Annotated in this window: 13 protein-coding genes and 5 pseudogenes; 6 read left to right on the top strand and 12 right to left on the bottom strand. The window is 57.8% G+C overall.

The window, feature by feature from the left end; translation table 11 throughout:
* Positions 1 to 28 precede the first annotated feature (28 nt).
* Positions 29 to 1,531 (bottom strand): nitrogenase molybdenum-iron protein alpha chain, encoded by a 1,503-nt coding sequence (nifD, locus tag GWG67_RS33020; RefSeq protein WP_275173689.1) that lies wholly within the window; start codon positions 1,529 to 1,531, stop codon positions 29 to 31.
* A 1,399-nt stretch (positions 1,532 to 2,930) separates the two neighbouring features.
* A complete protein-coding gene (locus GWG67_RS33025) occupies positions 2,931 to 4,481 on the bottom strand; it encodes a S10 family peptidase (protein WP_275173690.1) in 1,551 nt (516 codons plus the stop codon).
* Between the two features lie 1,007 nt (positions 4,482 to 5,488).
* Between GWG67_RS33025 and GWG67_RS33030 the strand changes: the two genes are divergently transcribed.
* Positions 5,489 to 5,893, top strand: coding sequence for a hypothetical protein (locus GWG67_RS33030; protein ID WP_275173691.1), 405 nt, complete (start codon positions 5,489 to 5,491; stop codon positions 5,891 to 5,893).
* Between the two features lie 232 nt (positions 5,894 to 6,125).
* On the opposite strand, the pseudogene GWG67_RS33035 reads toward GWG67_RS33030, so the two are convergent.
* From GWG67_RS33035 to GWG67_RS33045, 3 genes and pseudogenes are all read right to left on the bottom strand, one after another.
* Positions 6,126 to 7,410, bottom strand: a pseudogene (locus GWG67_RS33035) (IS701 family transposase); the annotation flags it as partial.
* A 77-nt stretch (positions 7,411 to 7,487) separates the two neighbouring features.
* Positions 7,488 to 7,748 (bottom strand): helix-turn-helix domain-containing protein, encoded by a 261-nt coding sequence (locus GWG67_RS33040; protein WP_275173692.1) that lies wholly within the window; start codon positions 7,746 to 7,748, stop codon positions 7,488 to 7,490.
* Positions 7,749 to 8,035: 287 nt separating this feature from the next.
* Positions 8,036 to 8,323 (bottom strand): hypothetical protein, encoded by a 288-nt coding sequence (locus GWG67_RS33045; protein WP_275173693.1) that lies wholly within the window; start codon positions 8,321 to 8,323, stop codon positions 8,036 to 8,038.
* Positions 8,324 to 10,338: 2,015 nt separating this feature from the next.
* Between GWG67_RS33045 and GWG67_RS33050 the strand changes: the two are divergent.
* Positions 10,339 to 11,400: pseudogene (locus GWG67_RS33050) on the top strand (cytochrome-c peroxidase).
* Between the two features lie 819 nt (positions 11,401 to 12,219).
* Here the strand turns inward: GWG67_RS33050 and GWG67_RS33055 are convergent.
* From GWG67_RS33055 to GWG67_RS33065, 3 genes and pseudogenes are all read right to left on the bottom strand, one after another.
* Positions 12,220 to 12,363 (bottom strand): annotated as a pseudogene (locus GWG67_RS33055) (hypothetical protein); the annotation flags it as partial.
* Between the two features lie 867 nt (positions 12,364 to 13,230).
* The gene (locus GWG67_RS33060) at positions 13,231 to 13,434 is read right to left on the bottom strand and encodes a 4Fe-4S binding protein (protein ID WP_085399650.1); all 204 of its coding nucleotides are present in this window, start codon (positions 13,432 to 13,434) and stop codon (positions 13,231 to 13,233) included.
* Between the two features lie 615 nt (positions 13,435 to 14,049).
* Positions 14,050 to 15,264 carry an EAL domain-containing protein gene (locus GWG67_RS33065; RefSeq protein ID WP_275173695.1) on the bottom strand — a complete coding sequence of 405 codons (1,215 nt, stop codon included), beginning with the start codon at positions 15,262 to 15,264 and terminating at the stop codon, positions 14,050 to 14,052.
* 1,364 nt (positions 15,265 to 16,628) lie between these two features.
* Between GWG67_RS33065 and GWG67_RS33070 the strand changes: the two genes are divergently transcribed.
* Positions 16,629 to 17,015: a hypothetical protein gene (locus GWG67_RS33070; RefSeq protein ID WP_275173696.1), complete on the top strand. Its 387-nt coding sequence runs from the start codon at positions 16,629 to 16,631 to the stop codon at positions 17,013 to 17,015.
* Positions 17,012 to 17,461, top strand: coding sequence for a hypothetical protein (locus GWG67_RS33075; RefSeq protein WP_275173697.1), 450 nt, complete (start codon positions 17,012 to 17,014; stop codon positions 17,459 to 17,461). Before GWG67_RS33070 ends, GWG67_RS33075 begins: the two co-directional genes overlap by 4 nt.
* A gap of 544 nt (positions 17,462 to 18,005) precedes the next feature.
* On the opposite strand, the gene GWG67_RS33080 is transcribed toward GWG67_RS33075, so the two are convergent.
* Positions 18,006 to 18,362, bottom strand: a complete 357-nt coding sequence (locus tag GWG67_RS33080; RefSeq protein ID WP_275173698.1) for a hypothetical protein — start codon at positions 18,360 to 18,362, stop codon at positions 18,006 to 18,008.
* A 59-nt stretch (positions 18,363 to 18,421) separates the two neighbouring features.
* Between GWG67_RS33080 and GWG67_RS33085 the strand changes: the two are divergent.
* A pseudogene (locus tag GWG67_RS33085) lies at positions 18,422 to 18,596 on the top strand (6-pyruvoyl tetrahydropterin synthase family protein); the annotation flags it as partial.
* 688 nt (positions 18,597 to 19,284) lie between these two features.
* Here the strand turns inward: GWG67_RS33085 and GWG67_RS33090 are convergent.
* Entirely contained in the window at positions 19,285 to 19,686 is a 402-nt protein-coding gene (locus GWG67_RS33090; protein WP_275173699.1) for an HPP family protein, read from the bottom strand.
* A gap of 358 nt (positions 19,687 to 20,044) precedes the next feature.
* Between GWG67_RS33090 and GWG67_RS33095 the strand changes: the two are divergent.
* Positions 20,045 to 20,642: pseudogene (locus GWG67_RS33095) on the top strand (transposase); the annotation flags it as partial.
* Here GWG67_RS33095 and GWG67_RS33100 read toward each other — a convergent pair.
* Positions 20,628 to 21,149, bottom strand: coding sequence for a hypothetical protein (locus tag GWG67_RS33100; protein ID WP_275173700.1), 522 nt, complete (start codon positions 21,147 to 21,149; stop codon positions 20,628 to 20,630). The pseudogene GWG67_RS33095 and the gene GWG67_RS33100 overlap by 15 nt on opposite strands.
* A 194-nt stretch (positions 21,150 to 21,343) precedes the next feature.
* Entirely contained in the window at positions 21,344 to 21,844 is a 501-nt protein-coding gene (locus tag GWG67_RS33105; protein WP_275173701.1) for a hypothetical protein, read from the bottom strand.
* Positions 21,845 to 21,912 lie beyond the last annotated feature (68 nt).

Genomic DNA, 21,912 nt, shown 5'->3' on the forward strand with positions numbered 1-21,912 from the left:
CGGAAGAAAGGGCAGAACGTCAGCGTTCCTATTCCGCCGCCATGAGGCTCGGCCGCGGCGCGTCCTTCCAAGGTGCCGTGGTCTTCCCCCAGATCGGGGAATTGATCGCCATGTCCATGTCGCGGGCGAAGATCGCGAAGCCGTCGTAGCCGTGGTAAGGACCCGAGTAGTCCCAGGAATGCATTTGACGGAACGGCACGCCCATTTTCTGGAAGACGTATTTTTCCTTGATACCGGAGCCTACGAGGTCTGGCCGGATGTTTTCGACGAAGCGCTCGAATTCGTATCCGGTGACATCGTCGTAGATCAGTGTGCCATCTTTGACGTAGTGCTGAGCGGTGCGCTGGTAGTCATCGTTGTGCCCGAACTCATAGCCTGTGCCGACAACATCCATGCCGAGGTCCTCGTAGGCGCCAATGACATGGCGAGGACGTAAGCCGCCGACGAACAGCATTACGGTCTTGCCTTCGAGCCGCGGCAGGTACTTCGCGGTCACCGCGTCGACAAGCGGCTGATATTTCTCGATGACGCGCTCGGCGCCTTCTTTGATCCTATCGTCGAAGAAGCTTGCAATTTTGCGCAACGACTCCGCGATTTTGGAAGGGCCGAAGAAGTTGTACTCGCACCAGGGAATTCCGAATTTTTCTTCCATGTGCCGCGAGATGTAATTCATCGAGCGATAGCAATGCAATATGTTGAGCTTCGCCTTCGGCGTCGCCTCCAATTCAGCGAGCGATCCATCCCCGGACCACTGGGCGATGACGCGCAGGCCCATTTCTTCGAGCAGGATCCGTGACGACCAGGCATCGCCGCCGATGTTGTAGTCGCCGATAATCGCAACGTCATATGGCGTCGGCTCAAATTTAGAGCTGGCCTCTGGGGCGCTCTTGTCAAAGATCCAATCTCGAACTGCATCGTTCGCGATGTGATGGCCGAGCGATTGTGACACGCCACGAAAGCCCTCGCACCGCACAGGCACGATGGTCTTGCCGCCATATTCCTTTGACTTTTCTCTGGAGACCGCCTCGATATCGTCGCCGATCAAGCCGATCGGACATTCGGACTGAATGGTAATGCCCCTGTTGAGAGGAAATAGCTCCTGGAGCTCATCGATGAGTTTCGTGACCTTTTTATCGCCGCCGAACACGATATCCTTTTCCTGGAAATCGGAGGTGAACTGCAGTGTCACGAAGGTGTCGATGCCGGTCGTGCCGACGTAGTAGTTGCGCCGTGAGCCCCATGAGTACTGACCACAGCCGACCGGACCGTGGCTAATGTGGATCATGTCCTTGATCGGGCCCCAGACCACGCCCTTGGAGCCTGCGTAGGCGCAGCCACGGATGGTCATCACGCCCGGAATGGACTTGATATTCGACTTGACGCCACAATCCGACTTCCCCGCCTCGTGAACACTGAGATGCTTGGCGCGCCTTTTGGCGGTCTTCTCTGGGTACGCCTTCAACACCTCATCGATTAGCTGCTTGTTGCGCGCCTTGATCTCAGCGACGCTCTGGGTAGTTGCTCGGCTCATAGAACTTTCCTTTGATTGTCGCCTCAGATCATGAAGCGACGCGTTTCTGGTAGACCGAGGGATTTCCGGTCCGGCATTCAGGTGTAAGGCGTGCAATCCCCGTGACCGGTCCGACTGATCGCAACTTCGCGGCCTTCTGGATCATGCGGCAGCGGTCGTTCACGATGTTGTAGTTCATCTCGGCTGAGCGCTTGCGAGCGCGGTGTGTGTGACGCTGTTGATTTATCGACGGGATCGCTGACCAAGATGCGTCTCGGTGAAGTCATGCCTACTCTCCAGCGGGTGGTCATATCGGCTTTCTTTACTCACTGCCTGCCATCAGGGGCGTGTCTCTCTGCATGTTGTTGCAAAGGGCTAACAGCCGCCTCCTGCGCAGGGGTTTGCAATGAGTGTGCCAGCGCTGGTTGAATACAAAAACCCACATCTGTAGAGCTAGATAGTTGGCAGGATGCGGATTGTTAGAAACCTGACCCTTTCAGACACCGACAGGCGTCCCCGCCAACGGCCTGTCCGAAACAAAACAATCAGTTGCGCTCTCCGGGAATCGACGCCGCCGAAGATCGGCTAACCTGCTCCAACTTGTCGACGAAGTGTTCGATCGAACGCTGCCTCCAATGCGAACCATCCGATACTTTCGCAAAGGCACCGATCGAGCAGAACGCAGAACGTGCAGTGGGCCGCGCAGCCGCGTGACGAAAGCACGGGCACAGCGCTCCGCCGTTCAAGTGAAGCGCGGATCGTGTCGCGGCTAAAGGTATGGCGTCAAGGTCCGCGACCGCTGGCCTGCGCCCGCTACGAACGATCTTGCCGCCGTGTTCGTAGCTGATCCCTGAATGTCGGAGAGGTCCAGTTTACCGAATGCGAGTGCTCGCTCAACTCGCAGACAGTTTCTTCGGCCCGCCGAGGACCACGACGTCGAACCCAGCGTTCAGTAACTCATCCAGGTGAAAGGTCGGCCCGTAGCCGCAGGCGATCGTCGGGGTTTGTAGACCACGCTGACGAAGCAGCTGCATGACTTCGATTGCCCGAGCCATATTGGATTGCTAGCAGGAAATTCCAATTCACAGCGAAACCGGCACCCGGGCTATCGAATCTACGATCTCGTCACTCGTCAGACCGCCCAGCCAACCGTCGATGACTTGGACATTCCCCCTTGACCGGGGCAGATAGGAACACTCAAGAAGCCGTTTTCCAGCACCGCGCAGAGTCGGGAAGGCAAACCTCACCCGAGTCGGCAACAATGATGCGGCACAAGTGAAAAGAAGTCGGTTCCCCTAATCCATAACCAAAACCGGGGGAACCATGAACTTACATCTCGAAGCCGGCGCCATGAGCAGCTTCATCTGTAACTATGCTCGTGCGAACACGAGCATGCTTGGGACCTAGTTCGCGGTGCGGGTTACTTCATAATCGCTTCGGCCTCTGCACGAAACGCGTAGCGCGAGCCATCTCGTGAATAGAACATGTGGCCGCCTGGAAAGACTACGAGTTTGACGCGCGGTGCTGAGGCAAATGGCGGCAATTGGTCGAGCACGATCTGTGATCCGAGATAAGGCGTGGCGAGGTCAAACAGGCCGTGCCCGACTAGCAATTTCATCTTCGGGTCCGTTGCGAGAATCTGGCGCAGCTCCGAGAGCGACTCCGGAGGCTCGCGGCCGAAATCCCAAGCCCGCCTGACCGCGCTGTTGACTAGCTCATAGGAGCCGTCTGGCCGCCAGTTTAGCTTGCGCGTAAGCAGATCGACAGTGGCGCTGGTCAGAGGTGCGAGCAGCGTGTCGCTCGACGGATCGCCGGAAAGATGGAAATCCGAGTCCGGAAACGGATCGAGGCCACGCACTGAGGCGTCATATCTGCCGATTAACATGCCGTTCTTACGGTCGAACTCACGGCGAAACTCGGCGAGGTCGAAGCGGCCCGCGAGCCTGCGACTCACCGCCTGATCGATGCCGGTCAGCGCCGCGACCTTGTCGGCCAGACGCGTGGTCGCTTCCCTGTCCGCCTGACCTTTGATGAGGTCGATCAGAAACTCTCCGCGTGCATAAGCTTCCACGTCGGCGAGATCCGCTCGCTTTACCGGACCCTCGGCTTCACGCAGGGTCGCGACATAGCTCGGCAGTGTTGCGATGTATTGCAGCAGGCCAGTGCTGGCAAATTGGCCGTAGTCGAAGAGTGGCGAGACCATTATCAGACCCTTGACTCCTATGCCCTGCCGCATCTGCAACTGGTGCACAACTTTTGGCCCGCGAATGCCCCCATAGCTTTCACCCACGATGTATTTCGGCGACAACAGCCGGTCATGCTCTTCGAGCCAGCGACGGACCACCAGCGCGAGCGCGTTGACGTCGCCGTCAACTGAAAAGAGCCGCTTGCGCACATCATCGCCGGTTCCCACGAAACGGCTATAGCCTGTGCCTACGGGGTCGATAAACACCAAATCGGTGAAATCGAGCCAAGTCTCCGCGTTTGGCCTCACCTCCGGAAAAGTGGATGGCGTGACCTCGTCTGCATTGATCGGCAGCCGCCACGGTCCGGCATTGCCGAGCTGCAGCCAGGCCGATGATGAGCCCGGTCCTCCGTTGAAGAAGAACGTTACCGGGCGCGTGCCGCGATCGGTGTCGTCAAGCTGATAGGAGGTATAGACGATGTCGGCCTCCGGCTCGCCCTTCTCGTCGAACAGGCGGATGGAGCCGGCCGTCGCGATGAAAGAGAGCGTCCGCCCAGGGAGATCAAGCGTTTGCCTGGTGCTGGAGTCCGGCGGCAGGCGATGCTGCTCGGCGGCCGACGGCGTACTCGGCGCTTGGCCGGCGCGTTCGCCGGGGCCGCCGTTCTGGCCGGCTGGCGTCGTGGCATTGGCGCGCGGCGGCGGATTGTCTGCCTGCGCGCTCCCCATGATCCCGCTGGCAAAAAGGATCAACGCAAGAGAGCTGCTGCACAGTGCGGTCGACGACATAGAGGATCTCCTGTGCAGGGCTTGCATTGTTGGTGCGCGAGGCGTGTCTGTCAAAACGGCCTAGTTACTAGCTCATGCGTGGGAACAACAAACCTACTAGAGTCAGCAGTTGTCACCGTCTGCGGGTGCAGATCATATGCGCCCACCATCGCCAATCGCCCCGATTGGCGGCTTGACCGCTGGTCAGCTCAACGCGCTGGGCCTTCACGGCATGGCCAAGGCCTTCGTCGACATCGGAAATCCCGCTCGATGTCGCGGGAACTGCTTCAGTTTTTGAGGGATCTCCGACAGCGATTTCCCAAAATTCTGGAAAACACGCGCCTCGCGGTGATGAATACTGGACAAAGTCGCGAAGTTCGAAGACCCGTGGAAGCTCCCGTCGATACACGTTTGTCCTCCGCCACACCAAAGGGCGGCGACCAAGGCGAAAATCGCGGCGCCCGCGAAACCCTTAGTGACTGCTGACGTAGGCCAGCTCTGATTGTAGGTGATTCAACAGATCGGCCAGATCGTCGGCGTCTTCCAGGGGAAGGCTATTGGGCGACGTCATTGATCAGCGCAGCAAAACCAGTGCGGATGTAGTAAACTGTCCAGCCATTCGTCTCGCACCGAATATCGTATCGTACAGTCATTCCTCATAAAACCAGATCCAGGCTCGGGCTTCCGTCATCGGCAAACGCCTCAACCGTTATCCAGCCATCGAGTTGTTGAAGTTCTTAAAAGGAAACGATGCTCCAGGCTTCGATATCGATTAACGCTCCTTGTTGTCGCGTTCAGCACTGTTCAGTTTGATACGTTTATGGCAGAGACCCGACACCGAGACTCGGTTCTACGTTGGCGCAGTGCAAAACGCATCGTTTCGTCAACGGCTCGCGCAGCATCTCTTGTGGCACGCCGATTGCCTATAAGTACCGAACAATCTGTTGCGATCACGGCCGTCGTGAATCGCTGGAGTAAATTGCGACCACCGTGGCACACGTTTCACGTCACAACTGAGAGACTGGGAAGTGATGACAACTCGTGCGCGCGCATCGGCCAGCAAGGATGGACTGCAGGATATCGTCGACGCCGGAATGCAAAAAAAGTATATCCGTGGCCTGAAGGGCGAATACACTTTTGAAGAGTACATGGCGATCTTTACCGACGTTGTCGACGTGTTTGGTCGGTTCGGAGCCGGAAGCTGCCTTCTGGCCGGAATTGAGGCTGCAGAGAACACCATTAATGGATCGGAAGAATTGGCGAAGATCGGCGTAGCACCTGCTCCGGCGGTGTTGACACCGTTCGTCGTAAAGCAAATGGGCATTCCATTCTCGTTCGATCTCGAAGAGCTGATAGATACCCATGTTCGCTTCAACAACATTGTCGCTGCCAGTCTTCTCCGGCGTATTCAGCTTGGCTTGGGGCGTGGATAGCTACAATCCATGCGGCGTTGTTGGCTCAAAACTAAGAAACCATGAGCACGCCGCCAGGTTCTTGAAGGTTCGCTATGAAACCGCGCTGTACCTGGTCTTACTGCGTCACAAAAGAAGACGCTTCGATTGCCGAATGGAACAGGGACAGCGTGAGAGGTTCCGGGCGATGGCAATGATCATTCGTCGCCGCATGGTCGAAACCGAGTTCGGGATGTGACGTTCGGGTCTTAGTGGCGGAGCCTCTGGGTCGGCAACCGTTCGAAACCGCAAGTTTCTTGAACGGCCTAGCGGAACGAGATCCCGACGGGGGAATCGTCTCCCTCGCGGAGACCAGGAATCCGTAGGACGCGATGCACAGCGTAGCGTGGTGGTGGAAGCCACGCCAAGCTCGCCCTTCGAAATATCCGAGCCCGACCTCTTGTTTGAGATCCTGATAATCACGCTCGATGCGCCATCGCAGCTTGGTTAGATCGACTAGCTTTCCGAAAGTGATCTTTTCCGGCAACGTTGAAAGTCAGTATTTAAGTGGCTCGTCCTCACCTTCTGGCCATTCGATCAAATGCCATTCCTCCGGTCGGCTTCCGGTGAGCTGGTAATCTCAATGCGCGACGCAGACGCGCGCGCGGGCGAAGCGCGACGATAGCCGCTCGGCCGCATCCTCTCGCCACTCGATCGTGCGCCAGCCCCCTGAGGAAGGCAAACAGCAAGCTCCTTGACCGAAATCGGTTGATGCTTGTGGTCGCGGCGGAGCAGCTTTGGTGGTCGCCCTTGCCCGACCATTTTTTATTGCGGCAGCGGCGCCGTGTCGGATGTCCACACCGTCGTGTTTGGCAAGATACCGGCCACATAGGTCAACCCCAACGCGCTGATGCTGGTCCGCAGGTGTGTTGCAGCCATTATCCGGCATCCATCAGCACCACGCCGCGAGTAAGCCCAGCTCTGCAGGCCGCTTCGATCTGCTCAAGTGCGATCTCTTGGTTAAAGCTGATCTCTTGGGGCACGCCCGCTTTGCGCCGACGTTTGTTATCTGCTGCCCAATCCTGCGGCAGATAGAGACGATACATCGCCGGCAGACTGGCGTGGTGATTGGCAAGCGACAGGGACGGCGCGACTTGGCAGTTATCTTGCTTGCCCAGCTGCCCGCAATATTGACGCGCCACATCGACCGAATGTGCTCCCTTCTTGGGAAAACCGGTGTCATCGATGATCCACGCTTCGATCGGTCCACGGCGCTCCATCGCCGGCAGTACCATCTCGCCCACTTTGGCCAAAACACCCTCGTCGGACCAAGGCGATTGCCGACGAAGTGCAGCAGCGACTGATGCTGCGCCGACGTCCGATCAGGTGCTGTCACCGCTGCCATCGGCTCAACGCCTTTATGCTCCCCAAGCATGTTTAAAGCCGATGCAATAATCAAACAAGGGCTGGGCCCTTCCCGCATGTCCGATCACGCTCACAAGTCCCCCGACAAAAGCCGAAAATCGCGATTCACTGCCGCCTGATGTCCGGAGATCCATATCAGCCCCCGTTGCCGATGCCTGAATCTCAACCGCTAACTGATTCTCGCAGGACAACGCCCGCGACCTTCGTAACACTAGAACGCTGTCAGCATACGCAGCAGTTTTACCACAGAAACCAGCCTGAACTGCCTCCGAAGCATCCTGGGCAGGTTGGGCTGCTTCTCGGCCACCAGCCTCGCGGCTTCGGTCTGAGTGATCTCCCGCTCCGCCATCAACCGCTTCAGTTGCACGACAAGTGCTGCCTTGAGTTGGTGCTCCTGGGCGTTCGCCAGACCGAGATCAGCAAAACTGTTGCTGGAGCCCCGGCTGTGCGCCGGCAGCTTTTTCTTCTTCATGCTCATCATCGGGCTGCGTCTGTTCCTTGTCGATAGCTTCAGTGTCGCGCAGGCGCTGCCGAAGAGATGCCCCTTCTGCGAGACCAGTTCGTCCCTGATGCTGATCAGCGCCTTAAAGAGCTGCTGATCGGCTCGGGTGAGGTGTTTTTGAAAGATCTACAGCGCTCGAGTGCCTTCGGAGTCTTAGCTTAACTTGTTGCGGCTGTGCTCGCCTCGGAGGACAGAACATAGGCGTATTTCGTGCGTCCGAGCGCCTGCGGAAAACAGCGTGAGACACGAGTTCACTTCTAGAGAAGAGATTCTGGCCAATCTGTGAACTCCAATTCGAAGCTGCGTGGGCCAGTGAGTTTGGTCGTGAATTTAAGGGTCTTCCCTGAAAGGGCTGCCAATGAGCCAGATGCGAACTTGAACACTGTCGTGCCGGAAGTTGCGACCCCAATGCCTTGCTCGCCTTCCATGATAGAGAAGCCGGTCGCCTCGGAGAGTTGTCCAATTGCAACTCCCTCCAGCGCGCAGTGAAATTCCAGGGAAGCCAAGTATGACCCTTTGTCAGCAGCCCACTCGCTGACCGACACTGCTGTGATCCCCGCGTCGCTCAAGAGAACACCCGCGTTCCGGCAGCCATATTGAACGCTGAGAATGACCCGCTCATTCCGAACTCCGACCTGCTCTCGATCGGCGGCGGTGATCGTGCACGCGTACCGCCTTGTGTCCGCAACCGCGCCCGTGCTTGGCCCGAACAACTCGAGAGCGGAACACAATACAAAAGCGAAAACGGGTCTTATCATTCGGCTGCACCTGGTCTGGAATATCGTTCGCCTGCTCTGTACAATCTGACGCTACGGCCGATTCAAGCTTCTTCGATCGCTCTGTCGGATGAAAGCTACTCCCGGTGACAGCGGTGTCGCAGAAACGAGGCGATCGGAATCCCCGGCGACGGCCCTTGGATGGGTGCCCGAACGATTTCATTATTCGCGTTCACGGCGCGCAGCGGGCCAGCACGTCGGTGAACCAAGGCTATGGACCGACCCTTTCAGCTCGGCGGCGGCCATGAGGGGCGCGACGGCCCGCGGCGCCGGAGCGCTACGTTCCTGACGCGGGCAAAGGCGTTCTGCGGTCGGATGCCATTTCCGCGCCAATGCCCCGCGGCACAGGTCCCGAAATTTTCTTCACAGTGTCAATGTAAAAGGAAACGTGGTCGCCAGGAGCCGGTCGAAGGCAGACTGCCGCTCCAGCAGACGCTCTTCGAGGACCTTACGCTCGAGATCACTCAGCTCACCTTGAAGCCTTCTGCGACAGCGCCAAATTTCATTCCGCACGTATCTGATCTCATTCAAGCGATCGTCAATCGAAGCCATCACGCATACCATATTTAACCTGAACCAACCATGGACAACTGGTCAATCACGTCGTTCCGGGGAAGACGCCGATGACATGTCACGACCTGGCCATCTGTTACGATCTCCTCCCAGCATGTCCTCTTGTATCGCAGCCGTTCAACGCAAGGGCACGAAGTGAAGGTTGCTTCTGCAGAAGTTCAGCGGCTTTTGCCATCAGCGCGCAGGACTTCAAAAGCTGCCACTCGCCCGTCAGTGGGGCGAAGTGGTTTATTCTGTTCCAACCAACACCCGGCCTGATTCGGTGTCAGGCCGGTGACTTAAGCTGGTGTCGAATGGGGGTATCCGACTGGTCGGACCGTCGCACCCGTCAAGCTCTGGGCAACGCGCCTTTCTGATTTGAGAACGGCAATTGTCATGCCAGCGAATCTCAGGTGGAAGGCAAGCCATGTTCAGGCCTGGAGCTGGCCCGCTACAAAGGAGGGGGATTTCGCGGCGGCGGCGCCTCGGAGCGGCCCGGATATGATTCGGAGAGGCCTCAGTCGGCAGGCCTCGTGAGCGATACGTACCGCCGGGCGCCTTGGCTCAGTGCCTAGCCAAACCTGCGTAGACCTTATTACCGCTGTTTCCGCGTTCGGCCCACAAGCTGGCAATTCGATCTCAATACAAAACTCTCTGTGCGATGATGTCTAGCCGGGACCGGCGCTTGTCGCATCTGTGACACTGCATGTATTCATCAAGCCAAGACATCCGACGTTGCTTGTTCGCCCGGACTCGCTCCGCAACTAAATCAGCAGCCTGCATGTCAGATCCAACTGGGCGTGGCGGTTGCTATTGTCCAGCCACACCGTGAGCGCTGAGCGCGACCAGCGGGTCAGACGTATACGATCAACTTCACCGGAGCGTATTGGCCACCCAATCGCTTGATGGAGCACCGATGCGGCCACCGGACAGCTTACACTTTGCGGCACACCCGTTGTTGTCAGATCGATCATCACGCCGAAGGTTGAGGCGCTAGTCTGATCTACAACACGAACGTCGTGATCTAGCTCAAAGCGAACTCGCGAATCAAATAAGGGCCAAGCCACCCTCGTGGGCGCACGCCGGCAGCGAGCATCTCGAAATCGCAAGTTTGATGGCGCCTCGCTTTCAGAGGATGCGGTGCATACTGCGCCGACCCATTGAAAAGAACGGGGGGTGGCCTCGGTGTCGACTGTTTCCTTGATAACAACCAGAGCTGATGAGGTGGGTTTATGAACAAATCGATCCGGAAGCTTCGGCTTGTGGCCGAAGCATCTGTTTTGGCGATCGTGCTGCTGATGTCGCCAGCAGCTAACGCGGACGATAATCTGCTGAGAACCGCCAAGCAGATCTTCCATCCGATCCCCTCAGTCATTCCTGCGGCAATTCAGTCACACATGAAAAGGTCGAGCTTGGCAAGATGCTGTTCTTCGATCCGCGGCTATCGGCAAGCGAGATCATTAGCTGCAACACGTGCCGCAATCTCGGCACCGGCGGAGTCGATCCCGGTCCGACCTCAGTCGGTCACGTCTGGAAGGTCGGCTTACGTCGGGCCCCAACCGTCTACAACGCGGTGTTCAATGTGGCGCCATTCTGGGACGGACGCGCGGCGGACCTGAAGGCGCAAGCCACCGGCCCTGTGCAGGCAAGTGCCGAAATGAGTGCGACTCCGAATCATGTGCTCGACAGCTTGAACTCAATGGCCAGCTATGTCGCCTTGGTCAAAAATGCCTTCCCGAACGATGCGAGACCGGTCACCTTTGAAAACTATGAAGGCAATCGAGGCTAATGAAGCGACTCTCATTTCACCTGCGGCGCCCATTCGATCAGTATCTGGAGGGCAATACACATGCTCTGCATGATCAGCAGAAGTTCAGGGTTGGCGCTGTTTATAGAGAACGGATGCCCCGCTTGTCACAAGGAAATCAACATCGGTGGACACGCCTACTTCCCATTCGGCGTGAAGAAAAAGCCTGACGCAAGCCTGCTTCCGAGCCGCCGATAAGGGTTGGTTCGCGGTCACCAAGGCGGCCGGTGACGAATATGTCTTCCGCGCGGCGCCCTTGCGGAACGTTGCGTTGCGAGCCCCTTACTTCCATTCGGGCCAAGTTTGGAGCGTGAAGCAAGCTGTTGCCCTGATGAGTGAAATCCAGCTCGGCGTCAAGCTTAGCGATGAGGAAGAGAACGATATCGTAGCGTCTCTGTATTCGCTGACCGGGCGGGTACCTAAGATCAAGTATCCGACACTAACCACGCGTACGAACACGAGGCCAAAGCCTTCCATAGACAGATAGGACTAACAGCACCGGCCTCATGCTTGGTGTAGCAGATGCCATGCACGTACCCGGGGTCACGCAATGACGTCAAAATGAATGATCCCGTGCCGTCACTCATAGCCAGGCCTATAAAAAAGCGCCCGGCCTACTCGGGAGGCCGGGCGAAAGTCACGCAGGAGCGACGCTGCTTTACGCATCGCACCAGCTTTCGTCGGTAGGGAGGACTACCGGCGCTCGATTTACGGCAAGGGCATTCGCCGTCAAACAACGAGAAGCGGATATCGCCTCCGCGCAAAATCTGGAGCCGCTTGCCTTCCGCTCCAGTGGGACACTTCAGGACTTGCCCACCACTCCCCGCGTCCGGTTGGCAAGGCAGTGCCTTGATCGAGCTAGGATCCTTCGCGCAAGCGGCTTGGGCGCCGCGCCCTGAAACTCAAGCGGCCGCTTGCCGTCGCGCAGCAGCATTTGCCATCCCCAAAGCACCAGCAACGCTCGATTATCTTCCCGAAGATCGTGCCAAGGCGCCAATCTCCTATGACATTCCGTAAGGGAGGTAAAATAGATTGTTGTGATGGGACGCATCCACGCGATGGATAAATGAAAAGTAGGAGCTGTGGTTAGCATCGACCGTTAATGCCTTCGATCGGCATCGCCGGCAGGCTATCGGCCGTCGGATCGAGAATCGAGCTTGTCGCCGGCTGTATGCGACCGCCTCGGCCAACGCCAGCCGGCATTCCCGTCTCTGGAACTTTGGAAAGCTCGCGAGGACATCGCAAGCCCCCAAAGCGTGTGCATCTCATTCACAAAAGCGTGGCAAAACGGTTGGCACCATCGTGGCGCAGCCCGCAACTCGCGTGCGGCCACCATATTGACGAGCGCGGGACGCACCTCCTCCCACTTTCGAGTTTTCAGCCCGCAGTCGGGATTGATCCAGAGCTGCCGATCAGACACTCGCTGCGGCGCCAACACAATAAGCTGCTTGGAGGGCTCCGCCTGTGAATGCGTTCGCGTTCGATACCCTGTTCGGGTAACCGGATGAGCTCCGCGGCCGGAACGAACCCGAGCCGCTTTCGGATATCTGTGTGATCGCGACGGGCCTGGTTTTTCCGTCAGCAGCTTCTCGAACCCGCCCCTCAGGAAGTTGCGATCATCCTCGGCTGGCGTCCGTTTGATCACACCGCCATGAGGCTCCTTAGGAATTGCCAATGCCGGATTACTCTAGAATCGTAGGGATGATCAGCTCGGACGGCTTGGTATTCGGCTGGGCCCGCGATGAGCCATGAGCTCGATCGCCTCCGTGCCGTTGGTCAAGATGATCTCCTCGGTGCGGCAGGTATTCACGTGCTGAGCGACTTTGCCGCGCGCCCTCGATGCGTCCGCTGCCGCTTGGCAAGTGGGGCCTGGACGCGGCGACATGCAGGAATAGCTCCTGACCTCAGGATGCATTCTGAGTTGCGAAACTGGAGTAAGCAGCCAGAGCGCGGGCGGCGGGATCGGGCTAGGCCCCTACACTCCATGTACTCGTGCACGGCGACCACGGGCAAGCGGAGGTCGAGCTTCTCGTCCCTCTTCAGGATCTCCGGAACGATCTCGTCGCACGAGGAGACCGGCTCCTCGGCTCCGAAGTGACGCAGTTCTAGATATTCTGCAAGCGATCTTGGGATATTCGACGCCTGTCCACCTCGCCCCGGCTCGTCAGGCAGCGACGACAAGCCTCAACGCGGCCACTGGAGCATCGAAGCGGCCTTGTCCTTATCGAGATAAATTTGAGATGCCTCCGACAGAGCCCCTTCGAGCTAGACTTCGACTACCTCGTTCACGACACGATACCTTATTGACGCGGGCTGCTTATGCTGTCTTAGACGGGACACAGGTGTCAGGCATCGGACAGACCGCCGCGCATTGCGGCGTGTCGGAATGGCCCTCGCACTCCGTACACTTTTTGGCATCGATAACGTAAATGTCGCGCTTGAGGCTGATTGCCGCGTTGGGACACTCAAACTCACATGCACCACAAACGGTGCATTGCGAAGCGACGATCTTGTAAGCCATGCCTTCCGACTCCTTAGGCGAGCGATGCCATTGGCGATCCCCTTCAAATGCCGTGCCAAACACAGACGCTCAATGGCGGGCAATTTGCGCAATTGTGTTGTCCCGGACTGCGACCATGTTGCATCTGCGACAACAACAGGCCGCTTCAATTTCAAGCTATGTTCGCCCTCGCGCACTACTCCGAGAGCCAGTCGCGACTCGAACGCTGCTAGCTTCCGTCGGTTTGTCCCAGCACGGCAGCGCGCGGCCAAGCGACACTCGATGATTCCGAAACCGGCGGCGCGACGAAACGCCGCGAGCCGACGCACGTCTACGCGAGATCTCGGCAAACCTCCGGTCACACGCCCTGACTGGAGGTTTTGTGCAAGCCTCCCTCATGGCTGCAACGTTACCTCCGCGGATAGACTCGCTGGAGGCTTGCCAAAGCGGATTTGTGCTACAATGAGCTTCTGCGTCGCTTCGGAAAGAAATGAAGTCGCGCCGGCAGGAGCGACACTGGCTTTGCAAATTCACAGGGAATTGCAGTCAGCCTCACGCCTGGTGCCGAGTAAGCATGCCGGTGTGGGCAAGCGCTGCTACGCTTTGCTTGACCGTGCTCAGCCACTCCTCATGCAACTATTTTGGCAGAAGTGGAGCAGTGCTGAAAGATGACTGTGCAAATTGCTTCCGCGGCATGGCCTTTCCGAACAGATGGCCCTGCGCAAGGTCGAAGCCGAGTTCGGTCACAGCAATCAGGTCGGCATGGCTCTCCACACCTACGGCGACGGTGCGCGCACTGTATTCTTTGGCTAGATCGACGATCTGGCGGCACACCGTTCGCTTCAGGGGCCCATTTCCGCAACCGGAGACGTACTGCCGGTCCACTTTCAATTTCCTGAACGGGAATCTCTTCACCCCCATCAGCTGCGGCCAATTGGCGCCGACATTGTCGATTGCAAGGCCAATGTTGTAAAGGCGAACCTCACGCGCGACCTCGATCAGGAGATCTAGATTCCGGATGGCTTCCTCGCTCTCGATTTCAATCGTCAAGCCGCCGAAAGCGGGGTGCGCCGGCATGCGCTGACACAGATCGCGTACCGCCTGCGGGTCAATCAGGAATGCTGCCGGGAGATTGATGGAGAGATCGATCGACGTTCTCTGCTCCAAAAGATACTGCCAATCCATGATTGCGCGGTCGATCACGAACTGCGACAACTCCCTTAAATGTGGATCGTGAGGCTCCGGGATGAAATAAGCCGGTGGAACAACGCCCCAGGTCGGGTGCCGCATTCGCACAAGCGCCTCGGCGCCGCGGCGGCTGAGGGTACACGCGTCAAACTTCGGCTCATACCAGAGCTCAAGCCATCCAGCGTGTAAGGCTTCTCCGACATGGACCGCGGGACGGGGCGCCGGCTCTCTGGGCAAGAGCATGGCGACCCGATCGCGCAGCGTCTCGGCTGCAAACGGGGTCCTCAGCGGCGGCAGCATAGCAAGTCCATATTCGCGCCCGACCTGCTGCACTGCCGTCATGATGATCGATTCGCGGGCGCCGAATGACAGCACTCTGCCTGCAAACTTTTCGCGTACGAGTATCTCGAGCAATCTTCCAGGCTCGATGCGATCCGAGCCAATGCCGAGCAGGATCAGATCAGGCAGCTCCGTGCAGAGTACGTGCGGCAGCTCGTCAGCAGTCCCGCATTCGCTGATAACAAACCCTATATCCTCCAGCACATCTCGTAGAAAGGCGCGCAGATGCTGCTTGCCGACGGCCACGCACGCTCGCGGCCGCACCTTACGCTGTCCGAAGATTACAGGTTTCCGTCCGACCAATTCGGCCTGCCAATGCTCCATCGCAACCACTCCCCTTCGGTGACGACCCTTTAAACGAGGAGAGAAGGTCCAAACAAGCTGCCCTTGCCGTTATCTATCGATTCTTCGAGGTAGTGCATGAGCGTGCAAAATCTTTCGCGATGTTGTTCTGACGATTTTGTCGGGCCCACGCGCATGACACCTCTTCGCGCAACTTTGACGAGTGACGCACGCGAGTGTGGGGAATCTCATCTTCGGACTGATGCGCCCTATGGCGCGGCGATTGTCATGATGCAAGATCTACTGCATGAATTCGCTCGTGAGTGACGATTGGCAACCACTCTTACGAATGTTTGATCGGCATGGCCGGCTTGCCCACGCGCGAATGTGCCGTCCGATTCATTTATTCTCCAATTGAAGAAAGTCCATCATGAGTTCGCAGCCGGCAAGCCGCGGTCAATTCTGAGAACGGCAGCATCTTGCACTTATCTCACCTCTGTTGCTTATAGCAGGGCGGAGGTCATATTCACTACCGAGCTTGGTAGTTGCTCTCGTTGAGTCATCTGTATCCTTTGACCATGGATTTCCTCAAGAGGGATTGACGTGACAGGTGTTCGTGTTGGCGCTGAAGCGCAAGGCCCGCCCACGGGGCAAGGCTTCGCGCACCCGATTGAGGTGTGCGTGGCGTGGCCACCTAGGTTCTGCCGGTCATATTGTGCCGCTCTGCCCTTGTTGGCTTCTCGTCCTTTGCGTTCACATCTGTTTTCTCGGTGATGATCGGGGGGGAACAGGGCGGGACCCCAGGGCTTTAAGTTGGATTTGGCATCTACCGGATCTTGTAGTGGACGCTCCATCGTCTGCATGAAACACGTAATGAACGAGCCCGGAGGCTCGTTCTTGCTCGTAATGTCTCGGGTTTGTACGCGCCCCGGCTGCGATCTCTGGTCCGGACACCAGCAGGATCGGCGTCGCTTGTCAGCGGCGCCGAGGGGACGAAAGAGGCCGGCACAAGAGAGCCTCGCCGACACGACTGAATCCGAATGGACGCGCGGCAAAGGCCATCGTCTTTGCGCGCTGACGGGAGGAGAACCACTGTTGCCGGCCGACGATCATCTCCTGCAAGCGCCTGAGACTCTCGGGTTCCTCACCGTGATCGAGACGAACGGCAGGCTGCGGGTCCCGGCCGGCGTCGACTGGATTTGCCTCAGCCGAAATCCAAGGCCGCGGTGGCGATGACTCGCGGACACGAACTCAAACTTGAATCCGCGGCCAGAGCCCTGTCGGACCGGTTCGAGGAGGGGAATTTCGGCAATTTCCCGCTTCAACGATGGACTACCCCCCGACGAGGCCGACCAGACGCGGCAGGCCGTCGCGTACTGCCTGGCTCATTCGAAATGGAAACTCAGGTGCAAGCCCACAAACATCCGGCATCAGATGAAGATACTCGCTATCTTCTTGTGCGTTGCCGTCAGCGCCTCCTCGATCTCCGCGCGCATTTCGCGCCGCCTGTCGTCTGGTCACTGACCGCTCGGGGCCTCTGCGGTTGTCGATTCCGATTATCGGCGCGCCGACTGGCGTGCTTCTGTTTCTTCAGCCCGGTGCTCATGCCGCTGTGGCAGATGCGCGGCGGTCACGCCATCATGCGCCATCTCGCGATCGCGAAAATCGATCTGAAGACGGTGGCGGCGATGTCCGACTGGGACATACTGCTTATTCCGGGTGTCGGTCACAAGAACCTAGCGCAGATCAGGACGTGGCTCGCGATGGCCATCGAAGAGGAGAAGAGGGGATGATAATAGACCGCGAGCGCCTGCTCAAGTTTCTGAGGCTCACGGAGTCCAACCACGACGGCGAGGCCATCGCCGCCCTGCGCATGGCCAACAAGCTGATACGCTCCGCAGGCAAGACGTGGGAGGATGTCGTGGCCGGCGTCGCGGCTCCGGCGCCCAAGTCCTACGGCTCCCCCGCCCCGACCGACTACCGAACTCCGCCGAGCAAGCGCGGGACGAGGCAGTACGGCAGGGCCGATCCGCGGAGGCCGAGGACCGAGGCCAAGAAGATATACGACGACAACATCGGAACCTATCTCAAGGACTTGACCAAGCGCAGACACGACCCGAGCACCGTCATGTTTCTAGCGTCGCTGTCCGAGCACTACGAGGCGAAGGGCTACCTGACCGAGCCGCAGTACGAGACTGTGATGCGAATGCACGACAGGAAGCGCGGCAAGTCAACCTAGAGGTTCTAGTCAGCGTTTTCTTAGTCTAATCATATCAGGCGGCGTCGGCGAGTTTGTAGGACCAGTTATGGACGACGGGATGGCGATCGACGTCCTCGATTCCGGCCATGATGCGCTCCTTGAGTTCATACTTTGATGTAACCCGGATATGACGCAGGACGGAACGGGCGAACTTGGAGGAGAAGCCCTCGATGAGGTTGAGCCAGGAGCCGTGCTTGGGCGAAGGTAAACTGGAAGCGGCCTGCCGGTCGTGTGTCGAGCCAGGCTCTGGTTTCTCTCGATATGTGGGCGGAATGATTATCGAGGATCAACTTGATCGCGGTCCTGGCCGGATAGGCGGCATTGAGGAATGCTATGAACTCTCGGCTGCGGTGGGGGTCTTTGACGTGCGCGTGGACCTTCCCGGTGAGCAGGTCAATCCCCGCCAACAGGCTGAGCGTGCCGTGACGTTTGTACTCATGATCGCGGGCGAAGGTCGCATGCACGCCCGGCACTGGCCGGCAGATCCGGCGCTGTCGTTGCGATGGCCTGTATCCCCGGCTTTTCATCGTAGGAGACGATCGCGACCGGTTTGTCCGACGTCTTCGACCGGGCGGCTTTTTTTCAGGATCTGGACCTCGCGATAGACATACAGAACCTCCGCCATCTTCTGCTCGAACTCGACGTCGCGGTTTTCAAGATAGTAGCGCACTTTGTGCGACTTGATTTCCTCCGGACCGAGAAGCTTGCACACCGTGCCCTGAACCAGACGGGCGAGACATTCATGTCCGGCCTCTGGTCCGTGCTCGCGGGCATGGCGGGCCAACAGCCGCGTCGTCCACAACTCGTGCGGATAACCATGCTCCTTGGCCTTGTCGCACGCCAGAGACACCAGCCAGGCCTTGGCCGCCGGCGTGATCACCGGCTCCTTGCCCAGTCGCGGGCGCTCGTCGAGCGCCGACAGCGCGCCATCGGCCGCCTAAGAAGCTCGATCGCCATTGCCTGAACGAAGTCCCGGCACTGGAAAATCCGACGGCGGAAAACAGCGCACATCTGGATCTGGGAGCGCACGAAACCGCGCCTTGCGCAACTCTCGAGCGTTAGGGTCTATGAGACGACGGATTGTTGGGCGGAGTATGACGGACACAATCGCTGAATTCAGCACTCATTTGGGAGATCGCGGTGACCCAGTCTGCAGTCGTCCTCTTTTCGGGCGGTCAGTATTCCACGACTGTGTCGCATCGGCGCCATCGCGCTAGAACCATCGCGTTACCAAGATTGTCGGACTGTGATGACAACGCTGTCCGAAAAACGGTCCGATGGAAAGCCAAAAGCAATGGGTTTTGGTCTATTTAGCATCGAACTGACGGATGAGAAATCGCGGCGCAACTCATCGGAGGCCTCTTGTTTAGCGAAGGATGAACCCGCCGTCTCAGGACACGCTGTGTTAGGCCGCCTCTGATGGCGTTTCGGAACAATCGGGCCGCGCAACTTCTGCCGCGAACTGTACAGTTTTTCTTGGATGATACGTCATAACGGAATGCAGCCCGGCATCGTAGTGTGACCGCGAACACGAGCGCCAGACCGCCTTCACCGATGGTCATGGATTTTGAGATGGATGGCTAACTCATGCGGATTCTCTTTCGAAAGAAACACAGCGCCAGAAACCACATTCAACCCTTCGCGGGGAGTTGATTGAAATCAAGGTCAGTGAATTTCTGTTAATGTAAAGCAGCCGCTGGTCGGAGAGCGATATAAACCGCTCGCGCTCCGCGCAGCGCGCGCGGCAACCACCGCTTCCTTAAAATTGCATAGCTCAAGTCGACGGGTTTGCGGACGGCCTATCAGTCGCACGCGGTCGCCTTGAGTGCGGCGATGACGTCCTCACGGGCGATGATTCCGACCAGCTTCTGGCGGCTGTTGAGCACGATGACGCTCCTGATGCGGTGCTCGACCATGATCTGGAGCACGCGCGTCAACTTGGTATCGGGACTGACATAGATGAATTCAGGTGTCATGACGTCGCCGACCTTGCGGCTCATCAGATCGTGATAGCGCGGCAGCATCTGGCGCGGCGTGAAGACGAAGCACTTCAGAATGTCGAATTTGGTGACGATGCCGACGACCTGCCTGTCATCCTCGACCGGATAGGAGTTGAAATCGTCGCGCTCGAACATCTCGCTGAGTTCGAGCAGGTCGAGATACCGGCTCTGTGGAGCTGGTCCGGAGGATATATTGGCGGTCACGCCGGCGCGTGGTTACGGCCAAAAATCCTTCAGTAATCCCTGAGGTCCCTCGGTCTATGGCGGCGGCGTCGATACTCCTGTGTTCCTGGCGGGCGGCCAGATCGGTTACAACTGGCAGAAGAATAGCTGGGTGTTTGGCCTCAAACTCACGGCCAGCAGTGCTGTCTTCAACAGCACAAATACCCGCCTCGCCGCCGCCAGCATAGTACTGAGCGCAAACTGCAAGGCGAATCCAAACGTCTTTGTTACCGGAGCCGGTCGCCTCGCCCCTTTGGCGCGCAGGGCAACACGCTGGCCTACCTCAACGGAGGCGTGGCTTGGCAAAACGACTGAAGCGCCGTCATCAATAACAACGAGTTTGGCCAATGTCGGCGACGGCGCGCTCGACTTCTACAAGTCGCTCGACGAGGTCTTTCCCCGCACACGCCACCATAATGCTGGGTGCACAAGACCGTGAACGTCCTAGAAAACGGTCCCACTCCCGGTGCAGGCCACCATGAGAAGGATTTGCGCGAGGTCTATTGGGCGCGAACCGAGCGTCCGCCGAAGCGGCGACCGACGTCTTCGCCGAGACGCATTGCGCCAAGTACGGCCGGGCGGTCGAACGCCTGGTCAAGGATCGCGACGCGCGCTGGCCTTCTACGATTTTCTTGCCGCGCATTGGGCATCACTTGCGCCTCACCAATTCCATCGAGCGCGTGTTCGCCACCAAGCGATACAGGACCGTGCGGACGAAGGGCTCCTTGTCGCCAACCACCGCCAGGCCGATGGTGTTCAAGCTGGTGATCGCCACATCGAGGACCTGGCGGCGGCTCAAAGGCACAAATCCGTTGCCGAACGTCGTCGCAATCGTCGGATTCAACGACGGCATTGAGATTGAGACATTTTTTCTCACTGGGCGATGGATGCTCGACAGTCCCCCCGATCGTGCACGCGTTTCGCTAAACGCCCCCTGACATTCGATCCAGTTCGTCCGCAACCAGCTTCTCGGCATTAAAGTTCTCGTTGGACTGACAAAATACCTCCTCGGCGGTGTAAGCCATGGACTCTAGCGGACTTTGCCGATACCCATGTTTCTCCAATCCATCGGCGTACGTCGCGAGAAACCTTTCAGGACCAAGCAATCGCCACTGTACAACATGGACTAATTCATGAAAGTGGAGCCGCTCACTCGACGCAGAGCGACGCTTTACGAAGAATGTGTCCAGGTACGTGATACCGTCGTAATCGCCGTTTTCAAATTCGGCGAACTGGCTGAGTCCTAGAGATGATAGTGGCGGCATCGGAACCCGTTCGACAACGGCAACCTTGGTCGACGATAAGAGATTTCTGCTGAAGTATTGCGACAGTCTCGGGAATCCAAGCGAACTTACGATTCTTACTTCGTTCGAATGTGCTTGTAGTGTTTGATGAATCCAACCGATTAAGGGAGGGTATAGTGCTTGGAACTGTTGCGGCGTCATGCGCGCTTTCCCCGATTTTGGAGTTTGGGAGACTCGATCAAACCTAGCATAAAGCTATACGCGCCGCCTCTTGGAGCTTCCCCTTCATTTTAAAGGTGCATTCCCCTACTGCTTATTCTTAATATAGATATAGGTCTCATTCATCGGGTCTCATTAATAGAGGAGCGGACATTTTTGTCTGCGCCAGAGCGGACCTAACGTACCTTTCTGGACCGGACATTTTTATGCGGTCTGAACCGGACATCGGAAGTCACCGTGAAATACACTTCATAGATGTTCGTCTTGCCGAGACCTCGTCTCTGGATCGTGAGCAGCCCATTTTCTTCTAGGGCCTTGAGGTTTCGACGGACACTTCGCTCCTCAATCCGTAGATCTTCGGGAAGAACGGCGTCGTCCGGGAAAGCAGTAGTCGTTCTGCCAAGCATATGAAAGCAGCATGGCGAATGCCATCTTGTCGCGGGAGTGAGCTTCTTAGATTTAAGAAGGAAGTTCGGCACCTGCGTGAAGCCCATTATCGACGCCGCATCCGCGCCATTCAGGATGATGTGAGTATGTCGTCGATCGGCCGCGAATCCATCCCTGAAATTATACGCTATGTGCGGACTGCGTTGCTGTTTTATCCCTTGCTCTGCGGTTCCTGTTCGGATGTCGCGAATGATGTCTGCGCTCGGCGCGCCCAACAACGGCGTGAGCATTTTCTGAAGCCCCGGCGATCAGGTGATTTGTCTCTCGAGCACGTTCGGTCAACTCGCCTATCTTCTTA

Source organism: Bradyrhizobium sp. CSS354, from assembly GCF_029051725.1.
GTDB lineage: Bacteria > Pseudomonadota > Alphaproteobacteria > Rhizobiales > Xanthobacteraceae > Bradyrhizobium.

Bases quoted from the DNA above. Each gene is read 5' to 3' on its own strand.
- nifD (WP_275173689.1), bottom strand. From the start codon at position 1,531: ATGAGCCGAGCAACTACCCAGAGCGTCGCTGAGATCAAGGCGCGCAAC.
- GWG67_RS33025 (WP_275173690.1), bottom strand. From the start codon at position 4,481: ATGTCGTCGACCGCACTGTGCAGCAGCTCTCTTGCGTTGATCCTTTTT.
- GWG67_RS33040 (WP_275173692.1), bottom strand. From the start codon at position 7,748: ATGAAGAAGAAAAAGCTGCCGGCGCACAGCCGGGGCTCCAGCAACAGT.
- GWG67_RS33060 (WP_085399650.1), bottom strand. From the start codon at position 13,434: ATGGCTTACAAGATCGTCGCTTCGCAATGCACCGTTTGTGGTGCATGT.
- GWG67_RS33065 (WP_275173695.1), bottom strand. From the start codon at position 15,264: ATGGAGCATTGGCAGGCCGAATTGGTCGGACGGAAACCTGTAATCTTC.
- GWG67_RS33075 (WP_275173697.1), top strand. From the start codon at position 17,012: ATGATAATAGACCGCGAGCGCCTGCTCAAGTTTCTGAGGCTCACGGAG.
- GWG67_RS33100 (WP_275173700.1), bottom strand. From the start codon at position 21,149: ATGACGCCGCAACAGTTCCAAGCACTATACCCTCCCTTAATCGGTTGG.
- GWG67_RS33105 (WP_275173701.1), bottom strand. From the start codon at position 21,844: ATGCTCACGCCGTTGTTGGGCGCGCCGAGCGCAGACATCATTCGCGAC.